Annotated in this window: 17 protein-coding genes and 1 other RNA gene; 8 read left to right on the forward strand and 10 right to left on the reverse strand. The window is 41.9% G+C overall.

The features are described 5' to 3' along the window. Window positions 1-98: signal recognition particle sRNA small type (gene ffs / locus Q0058_RS00115), an RNA gene on the reverse strand. An 87-nt stretch (window positions 99-185) separates the two neighbouring features. On the opposite strand from ffs, the gene Q0058_RS00120 reads away from it, so the two are divergent. Beyond that, entirely contained in the window at window positions 186-1235 is a 1050-nt protein-coding gene (locus Q0058_RS00120; RefSeq protein ID WP_298220448.1) for a glutaminyl-peptide cyclotransferase, read from the forward strand. 205 nt (window positions 1236-1440) lie between these two features. Here Q0058_RS00120 and Q0058_RS00125 read toward each other — a convergent pair whose 3' ends face one another. The 3 genes from Q0058_RS00125 to Q0058_RS00135 form a co-directional block, all read right to left on the reverse strand. Then, window positions 1441-2031 carry a hypothetical protein gene (locus Q0058_RS00125; RefSeq protein WP_298220450.1) on the reverse strand — a complete coding sequence of 197 codons (591 nt, stop codon included), beginning with the start codon at window positions 2029-2031 and terminating at the stop codon, window positions 1441-1443. 250 nt (window positions 2032-2281) lie between these two features. Continuing rightward, window positions 2282-4168: a molecular chaperone DnaK gene (gene dnaK, locus Q0058_RS00130; protein WP_298220452.1), complete on the reverse strand. Its 1887-nt coding sequence runs from the start codon at window positions 4166-4168 to the stop codon at window positions 2282-2284. 484 nt (window positions 4169-4652) lie between these two features. Next, the gene (locus Q0058_RS00135) at window positions 4653-5546 is read right to left on the reverse strand and encodes an EamA family transporter (protein ID WP_298220454.1); all 894 of its coding nucleotides are present in this window, start codon (window positions 5544-5546) and stop codon (window positions 4653-4655) included. A gap of 307 nt (window positions 5547-5853) precedes the next feature. On the opposite strand from Q0058_RS00135, the gene Q0058_RS00140 reads away from it, so the two are divergent. Continuing rightward, on the forward strand, window positions 5854-7281 hold the full coding sequence (locus Q0058_RS00140) for an L-serine ammonia-lyase (protein WP_298220456.1): 1428 nt from the start codon (window positions 5854-5856) through the stop codon (window positions 7279-7281). A gap of 87 nt (window positions 7282-7368) precedes the next feature. After that, window positions 7369-7713 carry a DUF2809 domain-containing protein gene (locus tag Q0058_RS00145; RefSeq protein ID WP_298220458.1) on the forward strand — a complete coding sequence of 115 codons (345 nt, stop codon included), beginning with the start codon at window positions 7369-7371 and terminating at the stop codon, window positions 7711-7713. Between the two features lie 208 nt (window positions 7714-7921). Here Q0058_RS00145 and Q0058_RS00150 read toward each other — a convergent pair whose 3' ends face one another. The 6 genes from Q0058_RS00150 to Q0058_RS00175 all read right to left on the reverse strand — a co-directional run bounded on the left by Q0058_RS00150 (window position 7922) and on the right by Q0058_RS00175 (window position 14298). After that, complete coding sequence (locus tag Q0058_RS00150; RefSeq protein WP_298220460.1) at window positions 7922-9274, reverse strand: outer membrane beta-barrel protein; 1353 nt, start codon at window positions 9272-9274, stop codon at window positions 7922-7924. Window positions 9275-9276: 2 nt separating this feature from the next. After that, on the reverse strand, window positions 9277-11217 hold the full coding sequence (locus Q0058_RS00155; protein ID WP_298220462.1) for a KUP/HAK/KT family potassium transporter: 1941 nt from the start codon (window positions 11215-11217) through the stop codon (window positions 9277-9279). 107 nt (window positions 11218-11324) lie between these two features. Continuing rightward, window positions 11325-12008, reverse strand: a complete 684-nt coding sequence (locus Q0058_RS00160) for a response regulator (protein WP_298220464.1) — start codon at window positions 12006-12008, stop codon at window positions 11325-11327. Next, window positions 12001-13113: an ATP-binding protein gene (locus Q0058_RS00165; protein ID WP_298220466.1), complete on the reverse strand. Its 1113-nt coding sequence runs from the start codon at window positions 13111-13113 to the stop codon at window positions 12001-12003. Before Q0058_RS00165 ends, Q0058_RS00160 begins: the two co-directional genes overlap by 8 nt. Window positions 13114-13228: 115 nt before the next feature. Further along, window positions 13229-13726 carry a hypothetical protein gene (locus Q0058_RS00170; protein ID WP_298220467.1) on the reverse strand — a complete coding sequence of 166 codons (498 nt, stop codon included), beginning with the start codon at window positions 13724-13726 and terminating at the stop codon, window positions 13229-13231. Window positions 13727-13866: 140 nt separating this feature from the next. Beyond that, window positions 13867-14298 (reverse strand): nuclear transport factor 2 family protein, encoded by a 432-nt coding sequence (locus Q0058_RS00175; RefSeq protein ID WP_298220469.1) that lies wholly within the window; start codon window positions 14296-14298, stop codon window positions 13867-13869. A 154-nt stretch (window positions 14299-14452) separates the two neighbouring features. On the opposite strand from Q0058_RS00175, the gene panB reads away from it, so the two are divergent. From panB to Q0058_RS00200, 5 genes are all read left to right on the forward strand, one after another. Continuing rightward, window positions 14453-15271, forward strand: coding sequence for a 3-methyl-2-oxobutanoate hydroxymethyltransferase (panB, locus tag Q0058_RS00180; protein ID WP_298220470.1), 819 nt, complete (start codon window positions 14453-14455; stop codon window positions 15269-15271). A 120-nt stretch (window positions 15272-15391) separates the two neighbouring features. Then, a complete protein-coding gene (locus tag Q0058_RS00185) occupies window positions 15392-15751 on the forward strand; it encodes a four helix bundle protein (protein WP_298220472.1) in 360 nt (119 codons plus the stop codon). Window positions 15752-15826: 75 nt separating this feature from the next. After that, entirely contained in the window at window positions 15827-16516 is a 690-nt protein-coding gene (locus tag Q0058_RS00190) for an RluA family pseudouridine synthase (protein ID WP_298220473.1), read from the forward strand. Between the two features lie 76 nt (window positions 16517-16592). Next, on the forward strand, window positions 16593-17939 hold the full coding sequence (locus Q0058_RS00195; protein WP_298220475.1) for a DUF5723 family protein: 1347 nt from the start codon (window positions 16593-16595) through the stop codon (window positions 17937-17939). Between the two features lie 98 nt (window positions 17940-18037). Beyond that, window positions 18038-19366 carry an aldehyde dehydrogenase gene (locus Q0058_RS00200; protein ID WP_298220477.1) on the forward strand — a complete coding sequence of 443 codons (1329 nt, stop codon included), beginning with the start codon at window positions 18038-18040 and terminating at the stop codon, window positions 19364-19366. The last annotated feature ends 25 nt before the right edge of the window (window positions 19367-19391 follow it).

The raw sequence follows: 19391 nt of genomic DNA on the forward strand, positions 1-19391 counted from the left end.
AATGGCAAGCGACCTACATCGCACCGCTACAACCGCATACCTTTGCTATGTTCCCATCCTGGAGGATTTTGCAGGAGCTGGTCGTGTAGGACTTGCCGGCGCAAATATACAATCTTTTTGTATTTTCGCAAGCAGATTTGAACATATAAATTTGTATTGTATATTGCAGCATAAAATTTTGAATCATGACAAAACGTAATGTCCTCTCGGTCATTTTATTAGGCTTGTTTGTTGCTTCGTGTGTTGACAAAACGAAAGAGCACGAAAACCTTTTCAGTTTCAATGCGGCGGCTTTTAAGGAGACTTATACGCCAGAGGAAACCGTCACTTTGGAAATCCAGAATGCGCAAAAGAAAATCATAGACAGCATCATTTATTATGTGAATGACGCGAAAGTGGCTTCGAAAAAAGGCGCTGAAAAAGTATTGATGCCCTTGAAGGACAAAAAACTTGGTTACCAGAACTTAAAAGCATTGGTTTATTTTGAAGGTGAAAATGTGGAAACTACTGCGAGAATTGAAGTGATCTCTAACGTCGAGCCGAAGTTATTGAACTACACGATTGTAAATACTTACCCGCACGATACGCTTTCGTTTACCGAAGGTTTTGAGTTTTACCGCGATACTTTGCTTGAAAGCACCGGCCAGAAAGGAATGTCTCATTTCAGAAAATACGATTACAAAACTGGAAAAATATACAAACAAGTGAACCTTGACAACAACGATTATTTCGGTGAAGGTATTACGGTGATCAACAACAAGATTTACCAGCTGACTTGGCAATCAAATGTTGGTTTTATTTATGACGCGAATACGTTGAAGAAACTGAAAACTTTTCCTTTTGACAAAAAGATTGAAGGTTGGGGTATGACGAACGACGGCAAAAACATTTACCAATCCGACGGTACCGAAAAAATCTGGACGATGGATCCTGAAACGCAGAAAATGACGGATTACATCAATGTATATACGAACAGCAGCAAAATCAAAAGCATCAACGAGCTCGAATGGATTGACGGAAAAATCTACGGCAACATCTGGCAGAAAGACGCGATTGCTGTGATCAACCCGACCACCGGAGCCGTTGAAGGCGTTTTGAACTTAACCGGATTGAGATCTAAAGTTACCAATAAGGAAGCGGAAGTGTTGAACGGCATCGCTTACAATCCGAAAACCAAAACGATTTTCGTAACGGGTAAGAATTGGAATAAGATGTTTGAGATTAGAGTGAATTAAGAGACTCGCTGCGCTCAAGACTCGGCTGCGCCTCAAGAAATGCTTCTCTAAAGATTATAAAAGCTTAAATAAAAAAAAGAGGTTTCAAATTCGAGACCTCTTTTTTTGTGTTTTATGTCTTAAGGCGTAGCCGAGTCTTGAGCGAAGCGTGTCCATAGCCCGTAGGGCGTGTCTAAAGCGCAACGTGTCCTAAAGCGCCGACGTGTCATTTCTTCTTCAAATCCTTCGCATTCTGATACACATTACTACTCGCATTAAAAACCATCATGTTTTCCTGCGTTTTGTTTTTAAGTTTGACGTCACCTTCTTTAGTCAATGAAAATTCAAAACCTTCGTTGCGTTTTTTCTCAACGGTTTGTGAGGCGTTTTTAAGTTTGTCAAGCCACTGGATTTCTTTGATATTGGTGATGCCCTGGATGTTCGCCAGTGGTTTTGTTTTCGTAGCGGTATTCCAGATTTCTGAATAAATCTGGACTTTGTTCTCGGTTTTTTCTTTGGTTTCTGTAATGGCGTTTTCTGACCATGAAATCAAATTCAGTGGTGTTCCTTTCGCGGTAAACGGTGTGATTTTGCAATCAGTCGGCGCGGCGGTTGCTGTGTAGGTTTTAAGCAAGATCGTATCTTTTTTGGTTTTGTTAACGACGAATAGATAGAGGTTGTTCTTCACGAGTTCCATCGAAAGGTTACCGGATTTGGCTAATGCGGTTGAAGCTGGGGCTTTGGTTGTTTTTTTTTTCTGACTGAATGAAGTGGTTGCAGTGAAAATTAAAGCAATAATTAAAATGTATGATTTCATGATGTGTTTTTTGGTTGCCGAAATTTACAAAAAAATGACCTAAAAAATAACCACATAGAAACATAGAAAATAAAACTGAAAAAATGATCTATGGATCTATGTGGTTACAAACTAAAGGTAAGTCTATACAACGCAAAAAGAGCCGGATTATTGCTAATCCGGCTCTTTTATTTATTTAATCCTGAAGGCCTTCGCGCCTCCTGGCTCCTTCGCTAAATCAGTTCGCTGAACTGATTTTTAACGCTCGGCCCTATTTAACCTCTTCAAATTCTACATCTTGCGTATTATCGCCTTGTGTATCTGCTTGGGGTTGCGCGTCTTGTGGTTGGCCTTGCTCGCCTTGTGCATACATCGCTTCTGTAGCGGTTTTCCAAGCGGCATTGACGTTATCCAAAGCGGTTTGAATCGCTGTCAAGTCTTGATTTTGGTGTGCCAATCTCAATTCGTTCAATGCATATTCAATAGCAGTTTTGTGCTCGTCGGATAATTTCTCACCCAATTCTTTCAACTGGCTTTCCGTTTGGAAAATCATGCTGTCCGCCTCGTTGAGTTTTTCAACTCTTTCTTTCGCTACTCTATCGCTATCGGCATTGGCTTCGGCGTCTTTTTTCATTCTTTCGATTTCTTCTGCAGTCAATCCTGAAGAAGCCTCGATACGGATATCGTGAGATTTTCCGGTCCCTTTGTCAGTCGCAGAAACTTTGATGATACCATTGGCATCGATGTCGAAAGTCACTTCAATCTGAGGAACGCCTCTTGGTGCCGGTGGAATACCGTCTAAGTGGAAACGTCCGATGGTTTTGTTGTCCGCAGCCATCGCTCTTTCGCCTTGCAATACGTGAATTTCAACGGTTGGTTGAGAATCCGCAGCCGTAGAAAACACTTGCGATTTTTTAGTTGGAATGGTTGTGTTTGATTCAATCAATTTGGTCAAAACGCCACCCATAGTTTCGATTCCTAAGGATAAAGGTGTAACGTCTAACAACAATACGTCTTTCACATCACCGGATAAAACTCCACCTTGAATCGCAGCTCCAATCGCCACAACCTCATCAGGGTTTACTCCTTTTGATGCTTTTTTACCGAAGAATTTTTCTACTTCATCAGCAATTCTTGGCATACGCGTAGAACCACCAACCAAAATTACTTCGTCGATATCTGAAGTTGATAAACCTGCATCTTTCAACGCTTTAGCAACCGGTGTCATAGAACGTTTTACTAGTGCGTCCGACAATTGCTCAAATTTAGCTCTTGTTAATTTTTTCACTAAGTGTTTTGGTCCTGAAGCCGTAGCCGTTACGTAAGGCAAATTGATTTCCGTTTCTGCTGAAGAGGACAATTCGATTTTCGCTTTTTCAGCTGCTTCTTTGATTCTTTGCAATGACATCGGATCCAATCTTAAATCGATTCCTTCCTCTGCTTTGAATTCATCCGCCAACCAGTCAATAATCGTTTGGTCGAAATCATCTCCACCTAAGTGCGTGTCACCATTAGTAGACAATACTTCAAATACACCGTCACCCAATTCAAGGATAGAAATATCAAAAGTACCACCACCCAAATCGTAAACTGCGATTTTCTGGTCTTGTCCTTTTTTATCCAATCCGTAAGCCAAAGCCGCAGCAGTAGGCTCGTTGATGATACGCATTACTTTCAAACCGGCAATCTCTCCGGCTTCTTTCGTAGCCTGACGTTGCGCGTCGTTGAAGTAAGCAGGAACCGTAATCACCGCTTCAGTAACCGTTTGGCCTAAATAATCTTCAGCCGTTTTTTTCATTTTTTGTAGTGTCATTGCTGACAATTCCTGAGCCGTATACAAACGACCGTCAATATCCACACGTGGGGTGTTGTTGTCACCTTTCACTACTGAATAAGGAACTCTTTTCGCTTCGTCAGTGGTTTCAGAGAACGTATGTCCCATAAAACGCTTGATCGACGCAATAGTTTTTGTCGGGTTCGTTACCGCTTGTCTTTTCGCAGGATCACCGACTTTAATTTCGCCACCTTCCACGAATGCAATGATCGATGGTGTGGTTCTTTTTCCTTCTGAATTAGGGATTACTACCGCCTCATTTCCTTCCATTACAGAAACACAAGAGTTCGTCGTACCTAAGTCAATTCCAATTATTTTACCCATTTTTATATATTTTAGTTTTTATATTAATTCAACTCGGCGCGCAATAGTCAATGACTGTGCCAACCAAAAAAGGCTTTGTAAATTGTCAGTATTGCTAAAATAAATCTGACATGATGTCATTTTTTAGGAGCTATTTCCGGCTATACACTTTATCTTTTGCGCCGAACAACGGCACAAAAGGATGTCGTTTCTATCCGGGCTAGGACTGTAGAACACGGCTGCGCCTCAAGATACGCTGCGCTCAGGACACGCCCTACGGCTTAAGACGCGGCTGCGCCTTTAGACAGATATCAGTGTAAATTGTTGACCGATAAAAATTGAGAATTCTTTTGTAACGGAAATTTATTTAATAACCAGAATATCCTAAGCGAAGCGTGTCTCACTGTCCTAAGCCCGTAGGGCGTGTCCTAAGCGAAGCGTGTCCTACCATCCTAAGCCCTAAGGGCGTGTCTTAAGGCGCAGCCGTGTCCTGAGCAAAGCGTGTCTATAGCGCAGCGTGTCTTTTAAACAACATCCGCTCATTAAAAACCACAATCGAAACCAAAATCAACGCATACGCAACAATCTGATTCACCTGCACTTCTTCGTTAAAATAATACACCGCCAAAAAGAAATGGATCAGCGGATTCGAATACATCAAAATCCCGACGGCGGAAGAATTCATGCCTTTCAACGCATACAAATTCAAATACAAAGGAATGATCGTAAAAACCACGACAATCACTACGAGCAATATATAAAATAGTGAAGCCGTTGGAACCGCTTCGCTATACACAGGAAAAAAAGGAAGAATCGCCAAAGAAGCAATCAGCATCTGAACCGTCAGAATCACAAAGCGGTCGAACTGGTTGTTTTTCCTTTGGCTGATTAAGTAAAACGCAAAAGAAAACGCTATTACCAAACTGTAGATCAAATCTTTGATGTGACCATACGACAAAATCGCACAACTGACAATACAAAGCACCACCGAAAACCATTGCCAGCGACTCAGTTTTTCCTTCAAAATAAAAAATGCGAGTATCGTCGTGACAATCGGGCAAATCATATACGCGAACGAAGCCGACTGCAAACTGACGTGGTTAATTGCATAGATAAACAGGAACCAATTGAGCACAAGTAAAAAACCGCCCACAACTGTCAGGAACATCAACCTATTGCGTTCTGGTTTATCAAGGCTTTTAAAAACTGAAAAGTCATTTTGAACTTCCTTTTTTCTGAAAACAAGGTTAATCGCAAGCAATAAAACTGTAGCCAGAAAAATCCTGTAGAACAAAATATCCAAGGAAGCGTAATCTTTCAAAGGCTTCAACGCCAGGCTGAAAAATCCCCAAATGACAAACGATGAAAAGGCTGACAGGTAGTATTTATTAAAACGCATAGCAACAATTTAGCTGCAAAAGTAGCTTCTGAGAATATAATTCATCGGTTTTAGGTTGTTAAGAATTATATAAATATATTCAACCGATGGCTGCAAATCCGTGTCCATCTGCGCTTTCCGCGTAGTCCGCGTTCCATAAACACTGTTCTGTCTTGGCAACTTACTGTTCTTCATTAAGTCGTTAACACAAATCCCAAGCGTAGCGTGTCTGAAGCGCAGCGTGTCCCATAGTCAATCATCATTTTAAGAACCCATTGATGCATTTTAATCAACCATTCAATTATATTTGCTGCACAAACCTACTCTTATGGAAGAATGCATCTCCGTTTTTGACATGCTGAAAATCGGTGTCGGCCCATCAAGTTCCCATACCCTTGGACCTTGGCGTGCCGCGGAACGTTTTCTGGGCGAACTCCGCAATGAAAACCTCTTGCATAAAACCACGCAAGTCAAAGTCGATTTGTATGGTTCGCTTTCGCTGACCGGAAAAGGCCACGCCACAGATTTAGCGGTAATGTTAGGTTTGAGCGGACAGGATCCTGAATACATTCCCGTGCAGGATATCGCCGGAATCATCAAAGAAATTGAGAACAGCAACGAAATCAATCTCGGCAACGAACACAAAATTCCGTTTTCGTTTCTAATGGATATCGTGTTCAACAAAAACTTCCTGCCTTTCCATGCCAATGGATTAAAATTTACGGCTTATCTCGAAGACAATTCCGAATTTACTTCAACCTTCTACTCTATCGGCGGCGGATTTGTCGTGAAGGAAGACCGCCCGAACGCCAAGAAAAAGTTCGAAATCAAATGTGCTTTTCCGTTTCCGATACAGAATGCGGAAGAACTTTTAAATTATACGATCCAGCAAAACAAATCGATTTCGGAAATTGTTTACGAGAATGAAAAATCAATGCGCACCGAAGCCGACATTCACCACGAACTCATGCGCATCTGGAACACGATGCTCGAATGCATGTATATCGGCTGCCATTCCGAAGGCATACTTCCGGGTGGATTGAATGTAAGAAGACGCGCTTTCGACATGCACCAGAACCTCATCGGATTGGCCAATTATTCCAATCCGCAACAGTGGCTCGAACAAATTCGGAAAACCGAAGTCAAATTCCGCCAGATCTTAAAATGGGTTTCGTGTTTTGCACTAGCCGTGAATGAAGTCAATGCTGCTTTAGGACGCGTCGTCACAGCTCCGACCAATGGAAGCGCTGGCGTGATTCCAGCCGTTTTAATGTATTATTTAGTGATCGAAAACCACGAAGCCGGCGAAAAGGAAATCAAACAATTCCTGATGGTCGCCGGAGAAATCGGCAGCATCTTCAAAAAGGGTTCTACAATTTCGGCAGCGATGGGCGGATGTCAGGCAGAAATTGGTGTTTCGTCAGCAATGGCAGCTGCAGCTTTGACCGAAGTCATGGGCGGAACACCCGATCAGGTTTTAATGGCCGCAGAAATTGCGATGGAACACCACTTGGGTTTGACTTGCGATCCAATCGGCGGATTGGTTCAGATTCCTTGCATAGAACGCAACACTATGGGCGCAATCAAAGCCATAAACGCTGCAGAACTAGCGATGGAAACCGACGCCAAAAATGCCAAAGTGCCTCTAGATAAAGTCGTCGATACGATGTGGCAGACCGCAAAAGATATGAATTCGAAGTATAAGGAAACTTCAGAAGGCGGATTGGCGGTGGCGGTGAATATGGCGGATTGTTAAGTTGGACGCGCTGCGCTATAGACACGGCTGCGCCTTTGGACACGCTACGCTTAAGACTTTAAGATTTAAATGGTAAAAAACAGACTCTTGTTTTATTTTATCGTGACCTTTTTGGTGGTTTTGCTTGGTGTTTTATCTCGAAAAACCAATGTCATTCCTTTGTTTATAGGCGATGTTTTATATGCGGTGATGGTTTATTTTGGCTTCAGAATACTATTGCTTCGTGGTGGAAATCTAAAGAAAATCATGTTCCCATTATGCTTCTGTTTTCTGATCGAACTCCAACAACTTTATAACGCCGAATGGATTATGGCCATCCGAAATACTACTTTAGGACATTACGCTTTGGGCCAAGGTTTTCTTTGGAGCGATTTGGTTTGTTATATCGTTGGAGTTACTGTGGCTTTTCGCATGGATGCCATCAAAAGCTGAACCGGCTGTGCCTTACAAAAAAACCGCGTCCTGACCACAATGGTAAAGCCCGGCAAGAGCTTCCGTTGGGCGCTTTCCCGGACTAACCAAAGTAACGGTCACCACACGGTTTTGTTTTTCAGTGCCATCCGGGCTAAACACCAGATTATAAGACCGTAAGGTTTCAAAACGATAAGATTTGGATCCGTTAGCCGAATAAACCATCTGTCTAAATCCTAAACAACAGCGCGAAAATCAACCGATTCTCCATTTTCACCAAATCTGGCTTCCAATCTGCCGGCAATGGCGTTGTCGTATAACCTGTTGGTGAAGTCACGCCACCCGAACCTGCGAAATAGGGCACATTGGCTTCGCGATGCACGAACTCAACCCGAAAAGTAATGCTTTGGTTCGGCATCCAATCAAAATTTGTCGAGCAATCCCAGCCTTTAAACTCATCGCCTGGGTTTGCCGAAAAAGGATGTGTTCCAGCGGTTTGTGTAGGATTGTTAGGATTGGGCAACGGACTTGCATCGCCTGTCGGATACAATACCAAGTACCTTCCGGGATTTGTCATGTAGCCGCCGCCAATCGTCATCGCAAAAATGTTTTTATGAAACCAAATCCTATTATAAACCATACCGCTCAAGAAATACTGCGACGGCGTTTCCGAATTGCCGTTGAACCCGCGTACGCCATCTCCGTTTTCAAAACCAATGTCGAAAGTTCCGGAAAAAGCCGCTTTGCTGATGCCTTTCGATTTCGGCTGGTTGAAATAACGCACCAAAATGCTGTTGTCAGAATGAAAACGCATGCGGTTTTTGAGTCCGGCAGCATCGGTTCCATAATAATCGTTCGTCAGCAATTTGACAGCCTCATTCGGGCACCAAGTGATATTACCGCCCAAGCCGGGCATGCTGTTGAACTTCCCGTAGCTCTGCCAACCATTGATGAGCCAGCCTTCGATCTTTAATTTTTTTGTCGGGAAAACCTGTACGCGCAGGCCATTGAAAAACCAAGGTGTATTATCGGAAGTAAACGATGCTTGATACTCCCAATTTTCGACTTGGTAATACGAGTTCAAACCGATATATGACATAAACATACCCGCATCGACATTAATGCCGTACCATTTATCAAAATGATAACCCGCATACGCTTCCGACAAATAGCGGTAGACATTGTCGAGCTGATATTGCCCGCGATATACGCTATAATCGTTCCGTGGAATGACCGTTGAACGCGTTCCGAACTGCAACATGATTTTACCGCGTGCGCCTTCGTAATTGAATTCACCACCCAAATTCGCACTCGACAATTGCATTTCATTATTGCGCGCCAAAGCCGTCGAACCAACAACCGTATTGTCATTTGGATTGTTGAAGGAATGCGTATAATTGGCATCAATCATAATGCTTCCTGTGAAATATTTATTTGTCAATACTGAAGAAGTACGGTGATCGGAACCGTTTTGCCAAGTCATATCCATGCCTTCGAATGGTATTTTGACCGCAGTGGAATCTTGTTGTGCAAATAGCGAAGCGATGCTTAGAAAAGTAATTAGTGTAAAAAGTTTTTTCATGATTAAATGAGTTTTCGTTCTAAAGTGAGTTTGGTAATCGGTTGGTATACGATCGGAAGTTTCTCGATGGCAACATCGCTTTTGTCAAGTCCGAACGCTTTGGCATCGGACAACGAAAGTCGTTTGATAAAATAATAGGCGTGCATCAGCAAACCATCTTTGACCGTAAATTCGTTTTCTACTGACAAGAATTTTTCGAGAATGATGAATTTATAATCGGGTTCTGCATTGTATTTCGAGGAACCATCAGGGCGTATGTGCAAGTTGAGTTCTCGGTTATTCACCAAATCCTGCACGATTTTTTTGAAATACAATTCGACTTTCGGTTGCACACGAAAACCTACATTCATAACGATTTTGATGACTTTATCGTCAAGCAATTCGATGACTTGGTAGTTTAAAGTAAACGGTTCGTTAGTGCGGTTGATGTGCAGAAACCAATACACATCGGCGCGTTTCGGCTTTTTGGAAAAAATCGATTTGAGGATTTTCTCTTCAATTTCGTAGTTTTTATCCGCTTTCGATAAATAAATTAAATGCGTTGAATATTTGGGAATGCTGTCGTCTTCGCTTAAAGTTTTCAATAACGGCACATGCTCAGTCAGATTGGTAAATTTCAAAAATCGATTGTTGATTTTTCTCGAATAATACCAAACATACATCACCAAAAAGATAAACAATTCGAAGAATAAAAACATCCAACGCTCCTTGATTTTAACAATGTTAGCTATAAAAAACGACACTTCAATTACAGAGAAAACCAGCAATATTAATGTCACCCAAATCGCTTTTACTTTTTTGATGAACAGCAAATAATAAGCTAGCAAAACACTAGTCATCAACATGGCAATCGTTATGGAAAAACCATACGCGGCTTCCATGTGTGCGGAAGTTTTAAAATACAATACCATCAAAACACAGCCCATCCACAGAATCGTATTGACCGACGGAATGTAAATCTGACCTTGTAAATCGGTAGGATTCCGCAAGGCTACGCGGGGCCAGAAATTGAGCGACATCGCTTCATTAATTAAAGTATAAGAACCGCTGATTAAAGCTTGTGAAGCAATGATTGCTGCCAACGTAGCGATGATAACGCCCGATAACAAAAACCATTCAGGCATGATGGTGTAGAACGGATTTCTGCCTCGAAGCATCGGATCGCTTTGCGTCATTAACCACGCTGCTTGCCCAAGATAGTTGACCAGTAAAGCCGCTTTGACAAAAACCCAAGTAATACGGATGTTCTTTTTGCCACAATGTCCGAGATCAGAATATAATGCTTCAGCGCCTGTCGTGCAAAGGAAAACTGCCCCGAGCAGCCAAAACCCTTTCGGATACTCGACGAGCAATTCGTAAGCATACATCGGATTTAAAGCTTTTAAAATTTCAGGATGATGCAAGATTTGAGCAAAGCCTAAAACAAAAAGCATCAAAAACCAAACAACCATAGCCGGCCCGAAAAATGTACCAACTTTTTGAGTGCCAAAACGTTGAAAGAAAAACAAACCTGATAGAATTGCAATGACAATCGGAATCGTTGGCAAATTGGGAACAATCGCTTGGAGGCCTTCTACAGCGGAAGCTACTGAAATAGGGGGCGTAATAATGCCGTCGGCCAAAAGTGTCGTAGCTCCTAAAATCGTTGGAATCACAAGCTTGCCTTTCCCAAAACGTTTGACCAATGCATACAGCGAAAACACACCGCCTTCACCATGATTGTCGGCCGAAAGTGTTAGGAAAATATATTTGAAAGTCGTTTGAAATGTCAGTGTCCAAAAGATGCACGAAATGCCACCATAAACAAGCAATTGAGAAATCGGGCGGTCGCCAACTATGGCCTTCATAACATAAAGCGGGCTTGTTCCAATGTCCCCGTAAATGATGCCTAAAGCAACCAGAAGTGATGCTGCGCTGACTTTTTGTAAAGTAGAATTATTCATTATAAAATTATTAAAATTGATTTTATTTTGGAAAATATAAGACGTAAGTATCCTGCATCACAAAGATTTGACATCGATGTAATTCCATTATTTTCGATAAATTTTAGCTAGCCGGTTTGAAATCTATAACCAATTCCGGATTCTGTAAGTAAGTATCTCGGTCGGTTTGGATCGGTTTCGAGTTTTTTTCGAAGTTGGGCTATGAATACCCGTAAATATTGCGTTTGGTCGGAATAACTCGGTCCCCAAACTTCTTTGAGCAAGTATTGGTGCGTGAGTACGCGGCCTTCATTTTTGACGAGCAAAACCAATAACGAATATTCTGTTGCCGTTAGCTTTACGGCTTCCTGATTTCGTTTTACGGAGCGCGAGGTCAAATCGATAACAATCGTGTCAAAGTTGATTACGGGTTCGACTGAAGCACTGCCGGAGTTCCGCAAAGCGGTTCTGATTCTAGCAAGCAATTCCTGAGTTCGGAACGGTTTTGTCAGATAATCATTTGCGCCATGATCTAAGGCCTTGACGATTTCAGTTTCGGCACTTTTGACCGACAAGATGATAATTGGTTTCTGATACCATTCGCGGAGATGCACGAGTACATTTTGTCCATCATCGTCCGGCAATCCCAAATCGAGCAGGATCAAATCGGGCGGATGATTCGCGGCGAGCATCAAACCTTCTTTCGCATTGACGGCATAAACCGTTTTATAATCGTTCGACTCGAGTGTGATTTCAAGTAATTTCCGAATTTGACTCTCGTCATCGATGATCAGTATCGTAGCGTTATTCATTGCTGATGTTTTTAGTATGCATCACGGCGGCCGGAAATTTCAGCTGAAAAAATGCGCCACCTTCTTCCCTGTTTTCAACGGTGACTTTACCGTGTTGCGCCTCGACAAAACCTTTGACGATTGAAAGTCCAAGCCCCGTGCCGCCAGTTTTCGAATCCTGTATTCGGTAGAACTTATCAAAAACTTTGTCAATTTCATTATTCGGAAACCCATGTCCATCATCGGCAATCGAAATAATTAAAGTTATCACTTCATCCGATTGGTATTCAATCACGACTTCCGGTTGGTAATCAATATTAATGGAAATCGTAGCGCCGGCGGGCGTATATTGCGACGCATTGTAAATAAGATTGTAAAGCACTTGCTCCATCAAGCCGTAATCTAATTTGAATAACGGCAAATAATCATTAGTTTTTATAGCGATTTTATGGTTCGTTAGATTTTCATTTAAGGTATCCAACACATGATACATCAAGTCCTTGACATCGCACCAGTCGAACTTTGGTTGGATATAGCCTGATTCCAAGCGCGACATGTTGAGTAAGTTCTCCACTTGGTGATTCAAACGCAACGAAGCCTTCTCCATTTCTGACAGCAATTTAGACTTATTATCATCCGACAAATGATTGGCTTTTCCTTGCAGCGTGCCAACAGCGCCCATAATGGTAGAAATTGGAGTCCTCAATTCGTGCGACAACGAATCCAGTAAAGTGTTGTAAAGCCTCATGGTGCTCAGTCTGGCCTCTTTGATTTGCGTGCGTTGTTCTGCCTTTCTGATTTTGAATGTCAAAACCGCATTGATTGATGCAATCACAAAGAAAAGCAACAGCAATAACGCGTCTTCGGCGCTGTTGATGTGTAGCGTGTAATACGGTTGGATGAAAAGAAAATCGAGTGCCAGCGCAGACAAAACTGCGGCTAAAAGTACCGGAAGAATTTCAAGGAAAATGGCCAATAATGAAACTAAGACAAGCAGTAAATAACCAATGACTTTGTAATCTAAAAAATCTCTCGTAAACAAACAAAGCAACGAAATGATGCTTACAGAAAGTAAACTAACAAGGTATTGGTTTTTGGTTTTAGTATGTTTTAAAATCCGCTTCAAATCGTTGTGATTATTTTACGGGACAAAGTTAAAGCATAAGTTGTAAGTATTTTATAAGATGCTCCTGGCAACGCATAAAGATTTTATAAAGACAATGCCTGAATATTCGGATCTGTTATGCAACCGTTGATGAAGTAACCGCCAAATAATGGTTGATGCAATGAACAATGGCTAATAAAAACAGCTCCTTATGGTTCTGGCTGTCGAATTCGTCTGAAGTAGCGATGTCATAATCGAGATGCATTTTCCGCCATTTAAAATCGGGGGTTACAGCGAGTATTTCTTTCTCATCGGTATCAACCAGCACATATTGGGAACTCAAAAGCCCTTTGAGGCGCAATAAATAACTCTTTTCTTCACCATCGAATTTGGTGTGGATGACAATTCCTTTCCAGCCCATTTTAAACTCCAGCAAAAGTTTATCGTTTCGTTTCAATTCGATTTTTGAGTCCCAAAATCCTTTAGGCTCAAGTTGATATTCCGAATGGTTAGTCAAAATGATATTGGCTTTAAAGGAATACCAGTTCGAATAGACTAATGTGCCTGCAGAAACATCATTCGTCGATAGCATGAAATTTCTTGAATCAATTGAAGTAGCCTTGTAATGTGCCATTTTCTTGAATTTTGTTAATAATGAATTTCTCAGATTTTAAAACATATAGCTTATCGAATCGGGCGCATAGCCCTGGTAGAAACCTTTTGTGCCGGCGTTCGACGCAAAAGATATAATGAACAACCGGATCAGCTTCTGAATTATTTCCTTCTAGTATCGATGATGTAAACGATTTTCCAGCTTTCTTTTTCCTTGAACAGCGTGAAGGCATTGACGCCTTTGTGGCTCAGTTTGTCGTTGATGTAGAATTCGTATGGTGTCCAGGCGTGCGCCATCGAACCATCGACCTGAATCGTGTAGCTCAGGATTTGCTCGTTGTATTTGAGGTCTTTAGGAAATGAGGCGACCGAGCGGTAAAAGAAATGCAGCGGTTCTTCAGTAAGACTGTTGCCGTTGCTGTTTTCCTCGATCGATTGCAGGATCATTTTGTCGGCGCAGACCTGGTGCAGCAAGAGCGTGTCGCGGTGGTGGAAGCCTTCGAAAAAAGTCTGGATCGTGTTTTTGACGTCTTCGTTTTGGGCGTTGCTGTTGATGCTGAAGATAAAAATGAGGACGAGCGCTATTTTTTTCATAATGATTTAGTGTAAAGGTTTGATGGAAAGCCTGCAGCGAATCTGAGAAAGTTTGTCAACGCTTCAAAAAAAACGTTACAAACGTTTTCGTCGGCAAAAGTGCATCTGATTCCCAACTCGATTTATTACTTTTACAGCAACAAAAATAGAACTTATGTCTGTCGCAAAAAAAGATTATAAAAGAATTACCACAAAGTCATTGATTGAGATGAAGGAAAACGGCGAGAAAATCTCGATGTTGACTGCTTACGATTTCACGATGGCCAAAATTGTAGACGCCGCAGGGATTGATGTCATACTCGTCGGCGATTCTGCGAGCAACGTCATGGCAGGACACGAAACGACTTTGCCGATCACGCTCGATCAGATGATTTATCACGCTTCAGGTGTCGTTCGTGCCATCACAAGAGCTTTAGTTGTGGTTGATTTGCCTTTCGGAAGTTACCAATCAGATTCTAAAGAAGCTTTGCGTTCAGCGATCAGGATTATGAAAGAAAGCGGCGCACATGCTGTGAAAATGGAAGGCGGCGCTGAAATCAAGGAAAGCATCAAAAAAATATTAAACGCAGGAATTCCTGTGATGGGGCATTTGGGTCTGACGCCACAATCCATATATAAATTTGGAACGTATACCGTTCGCGCCAAAGAAGATGCCGAAGCCGAACAACTTATTGAAGACGCGAAACTATTGGAAACTTTGGGTTGCTTTGCCGTCGTACTCGAAAAAATCCCGGCGCATCTGGCAGAACAAGTGGCAAAAAGCATCACGATTCCAGTTATTGGAATTGGTGCCGGTGGCGGCGTTGACGGACAGGTTTTGGTGATTCACGATATGTTGGGGATGAACAATGAGTTCAGTCCGCGTTTTTTAAGACGTTACCTCAATCTTTACGAACAAATGACGCAGGCGATTGGGCAGTATGTGAGTGATGTGAAATCGAAGGATTTTCCGAATGCGGGAGAGCAGTATTAGACGCGCTCCGCTTAAGACACGGCTGCGCCTTTAGACACGCTGCGCTCAGGACGCGGCTACGCCTTCAGACAGCTGGAAGATTGAAATACTAAATGAATATAAACGCCAAAAAGAATGATTATGCACCGATTTAAAAAACTCGAGATATGGCAAATGAGCCGTATTTTCTGTACTGAAATTTACACTGTTACAAGTGCTTTTCCAGATAGTGAAAAATTTGGGTTGGCCAGCCAGCTAAGAAGGGCTTCGGTATCCATTCCTTCGAATATAGCCGAAGGTTCTTCGAGAAATTCGAATAGAGATTTCGGACGCTTTGTCGAAATAGCCATCGGATCAGCTTATGAAATCGAAACCCAATTGTTGATTTCAACTGATTTATATTTCCTCACAGAAGAAAAACAAATCAACCTCAATCAAAAACTTGACTCTATCATCAAAATGATGTACCACTTTAAAAATTCTCTAAATCAAATAACATAAGCTGCCTCCTAAGCGCAGCGTGTCTAAAGCGCAGCGTGTCCTAAGGCGTAGCCGTGTCTCTAGCATAGCGTGTCCATGAAAACCTTATCCGACAAAACCAACCTCCAAATCCTCCACGAAGACAACCACCTCATCGTGGTCAACAAACGTGTCGGCGATATTGTGCAAGGCGACAAAACGGGTGACAAACCTTTATCGGAAGTCGTCAAGGAATACATCAAAGACAAATACAACAAACCCGGCGAAGTGTTTTTGGGCGTCGTACACCGCCTTGATCGTCCGACCACCGGAATCGTAGTTTTTGCTAGAACGAGTAAGGCTTTAACGAGGCTCAACGAAATGTTCAGCAACCGCGAAACGCAGAAAACGTATTGGGCTGTGGTTAAAAACCGACCGCCAAACGATGCCGATACTTTAGTGCATTTTCTCAAACGCAACGAGAAAAACAACACTTCGAAAGCGCATCTGAAAGAAGTTCCCGAGAGTAAAATCGCCAAACTCGATTATAAAATCATCAAGGAACTCAATTCGTATTTCGCATTAGAAATTGATTTGCATACCGGAAGGCATCATCAGATTCGCGCCCAACTGGCCGCTATCGGAAGCCCAATCAAAGGCGACTTAAAATATGGTTTCGACCGAAGCAACCCGGATGGCGGGATTCATCTGCATGCGAGAAAATTGGTTTTTATCCATCCGGTTTCTAAAGAAAAGATAGAAATCGTCGCGCCGGTTCCAAATAATTCGGTGTGGAATGCTGTTTAGTTACTTTTAATTGATATTTTTACAAGGTACCATCCCAAGTATTATGTTCATTTTATACCAATCAAATCAATTTAATATGAAAAAAGCATTTGTTTTTTTAAGCATGATCTGCGCCAGCTATGGTTTTGCTCAGGATCATTTTGTTGGAGCCAATACTTCCAGCAGAGCAGGAATCCTCAACGGAGCGCTCAATCCTGCAGAATTTTCGAACCTTTCCAAAAAATTTGAAGTCAACATCTCAGGGTTTAGCTTCAATTTTTCAAATGATATTGTCAGCCTCAGCGATCTCAATTCAGATACCGATCTTGAGGATTTGATCTTTAATGGAAATTCTGCTGTAAACGCTAGCATTGACTTGGAGTTTTCGGGCCTCGGTGCTGCGATGCGCTGGCAAAAATGGGCTTTTGCACTGACCACGAAAGGGTATGTGAAAGCCGATATCATCGATGTCGATCCGAATCTGGGTGATGCGCTTTTGAACAGTCAAAGTTCTATTTTTGACATCAATGCCATCAATACAGACCATAATCAAAGGGTCAGCGGTACTTCCTGGGGAGAACTAGGATTATCAGCGGCAAGGACAGTTTATGAAGATGATAAACATAAATTCAATGGTGGAATCACGCTGAAATTATTATTCCCCGGCTCTTATAGTAATATAGGAGTGGATGCTTTCAAGGGAACAATCAGAACAGATGCTACAGGCGCTTATTTAAGCAATGCAAACGCCGCCCTTAATTTTTCATATTCCGGAAGTCTTGCTGAGAGCGGAACAGATTTCAGCGATTACACAACTAAAGTTTTTGGAGGGCTGCACGGATTCGCTACCGATTTGGGCGTCAACTACCAATGGAAAGACCCAAACGATCCAAAAAAATACAAAATCAATGCGGGAATGTCTTTGAGAAACATAGGAACCATGACGTTCAGTGACAGCGATAACGCTTCGGATTCTTATATTCTCAAAATGCTTCCAGGACAAGAGCTCGATCTCAGCGAATTCCAAGATGCTAAAAGTTTGAAAGACATCGAGAAAGTCCTTCTGAACCATCCTGAATTTTTCACCAAAACAAGTTCTAAAGAGGATTTCAAAGTAAAACTTCCGACCACTTTCAACATCTACGCAGATTTTAAAATCTACACCAAATTTTTCATTACCGGACAACTGCAACAAAAAATGCAGGACAATAGCGGAAACAAACAGATCACAGCACAAAATAGCTGGAGCATCATCCCAAGGGTTAATCTTGGTTTTTTTGAAGCCTATATTCCATTTTCTCATTCCGAATTCTCAGGCGGCAATACCGGACTCGGTTTCAGATTGGGCGGATTCTATATGGGTTCTGGTTCTGTAGTTTCAGCGTTGATCAACGACAGCAAACAAATCGATTTCAATATGGGCTTCCGTTGGGCGTTTTTATAAGATGAATTAAAATATTTAAAATATTTAGTTAGCCCGAATGCACGGATGTAATAAATTAGTTTTTATGATTCGTGCATTCGTGTTTTAATACTACCGCAATGCATTACAAAACCGACATCAATGCGCGAAAAGCAATTTTAATACAGTTGCTCAACGAAATCGAAAGCCGCGAGGAGCAAATCTTGCAGGCATTGTACGACGATTTCAAAAAGCCGTTTTTTGAAGGCATACTGACCGAAACCAGTTTTGTAAAGTCTGAATTGAAAGCCACGATTAAAAATATTCATCGCTGGACTAAACCCAAAAACGTATTTCCATCCATTTTAAATTTTCCATCGCTTGATTGTATTTACAAGGAACCTTTCGGAAAAGTACTGATTATTGCGCCTTGGAATTATCCTTTTCAATTGGCGATTTGTCCTTTGGTTGCAGCAGTTGCCGCAGGAAATCAGGTGGTTTTGAAACCTTCGGAGCTTACTCAAAATACCTCGCGAATTATCGGCGAAATCATACGGAAAATCTTTGATCAAAACCATGTGGAAGTCATCGAAGGCGATCATTTGGTAGCCCAAAATTTATTAGCACAGCGCTGGGATTATATTTTCTTCACCGGAAGTGTGGCTGTAGGCAAAATCGTCGCAGAAGCCGCCGCTAAATTCCTGACGCCGCTGACGCTCGAACTTGGTGGTAAAAATCCGGGCATTATTGACCAAACTGCCAATCTAGAACTGGCCGCGAAACGCATCGTCTGGGGAAAATTTATCAATGGTGGACAGACTTGTATTGCTCCGGATTATTTGCTCGTGCATTCCAAAATCAAAATGGTTTTCATCGGCCATCTTATCAATGTCATTAAAAATGCTTACGGTGAAAATCCGCAACTTTCGGAAGATTTCTGCCGCATTGTCAACCTCAAAAACTGGCAACGTTTACAAGGATTGTTAAAAGGAAACACCATCCTACACGGCGGACAAACTAATGAAAAGGAATTATACATAGCGCCGACTATTATCGATGAACCAGAACTTGAAAGCGCCCTTATGAAAGACGAAATTTTCGGGCCTTTGCTTCCGATTATTTCATTTGAAACCGATGAAGATTTATCGAAAATTATTTTGCGTTATGAAAAACCGTTATCGCTTTATGTGTTTTCAACCGACAAAACTTTCAGTAAAAAAATCATGCGTGATTATGCGTTTGGTGGCGGTTGTATCAATGATACGGTCATTCATTTTGCGAACAAAAGATTGCCTTTTGGTGGCGTCGGACATTCGGGCATCGGAGCTTATCATGGACGGTGGAGTTTCGACACGTTCTCGCATCAGAAAGCCGTGGTCAAAAAATCGAACTGGCTTGATTTGCCCTTTCGATACGCACCTTATAAAAACAAATTGGCGATGATTCGAAAATTGCTGCACTGGTTTTAATTAAAAAATCGTATTATTGAATTTC

It is taken from the genome of Flavobacterium sp. (assembly GCF_027484705.1).
In the GTDB taxonomy this organism is placed as follows: domain Bacteria; phylum Bacteroidota; class Bacteroidia; order Flavobacteriales; family Flavobacteriaceae; genus Flavobacterium.

Excerpts from the sequence above, each read along its gene's own strand:
- Q0058_RS00120 (WP_298220448.1), top strand. The coding sequence starts at position 186 with ATGACAAAACGTAATGTCCTCTCGGTCATTTTATTAGGCTTGTTTGTT.
- Q0058_RS00125 (WP_298220450.1), bottom strand. The coding sequence starts at position 2,031 with ATGAAATCATACATTTTAATTATTGCTTTAATTTTCACTGCAACCACT.
- dnaK (WP_298220452.1), bottom strand. The coding sequence starts at position 4,168 with ATGGGTAAAATAATTGGAATTGACTTAGGTACGACGAACTCTTGTGTT.
- Q0058_RS00135 (WP_298220454.1), bottom strand. The coding sequence starts at position 5,546 with ATGCGTTTTAATAAATACTACCTGTCAGCCTTTTCATCGTTTGTCATT.
- Q0058_RS00140 (WP_298220456.1), top strand. The coding sequence starts at position 5,854 with ATGGAAGAATGCATCTCCGTTTTTGACATGCTGAAAATCGGTGTCGGC.
- Q0058_RS00150 (WP_298220460.1), bottom strand. The coding sequence starts at position 9,274 with ATGAAAAAACTTTTTACACTAATTACTTTTCTAAGCATCGCTTCGCTA.
- Q0058_RS00155 (WP_298220462.1), bottom strand. The coding sequence starts at position 11,217 with ATGAATAATTCTACTTTACAAAAAGTCAGCGCAGCATCACTTCTGGTT.
- Q0058_RS00160 (WP_298220464.1), bottom strand. The coding sequence starts at position 12,008 with ATGAATAACGCTACGATACTGATCATCGATGACGAGAGTCAAATTCGG.
- Q0058_RS00170 (WP_298220467.1), bottom strand. The coding sequence starts at position 13,726 with ATGGCACATTACAAGGCTACTTCAATTGATTCAAGAAATTTCATGCTA.
- Q0058_RS00175 (WP_298220469.1), bottom strand. The coding sequence starts at position 14,298 with ATGAAAAAAATAGCGCTCGTCCTCATTTTTATCTTCAGCATCAACAGC.
- panB (WP_298220470.1), top strand. The coding sequence starts at position 14,453 with ATGTCTGTCGCAAAAAAAGATTATAAAAGAATTACCACAAAGTCATTG.
- Q0058_RS00185 (WP_298220472.1), top strand. The coding sequence starts at position 15,392 with ATGCACCGATTTAAAAAACTCGAGATATGGCAAATGAGCCGTATTTTC.
- Q0058_RS00190 (WP_298220473.1), top strand. The coding sequence starts at position 15,827 with ATGAAAACCTTATCCGACAAAACCAACCTCCAAATCCTCCACGAAGAC.
- Q0058_RS00195 (WP_298220475.1), top strand. The coding sequence starts at position 16,593 with ATGAAAAAAGCATTTGTTTTTTTAAGCATGATCTGCGCCAGCTATGGT.
- Q0058_RS00200 (WP_298220477.1), top strand. The coding sequence starts at position 18,038 with ATGCATTACAAAACCGACATCAATGCGCGAAAAGCAATTTTAATACAG.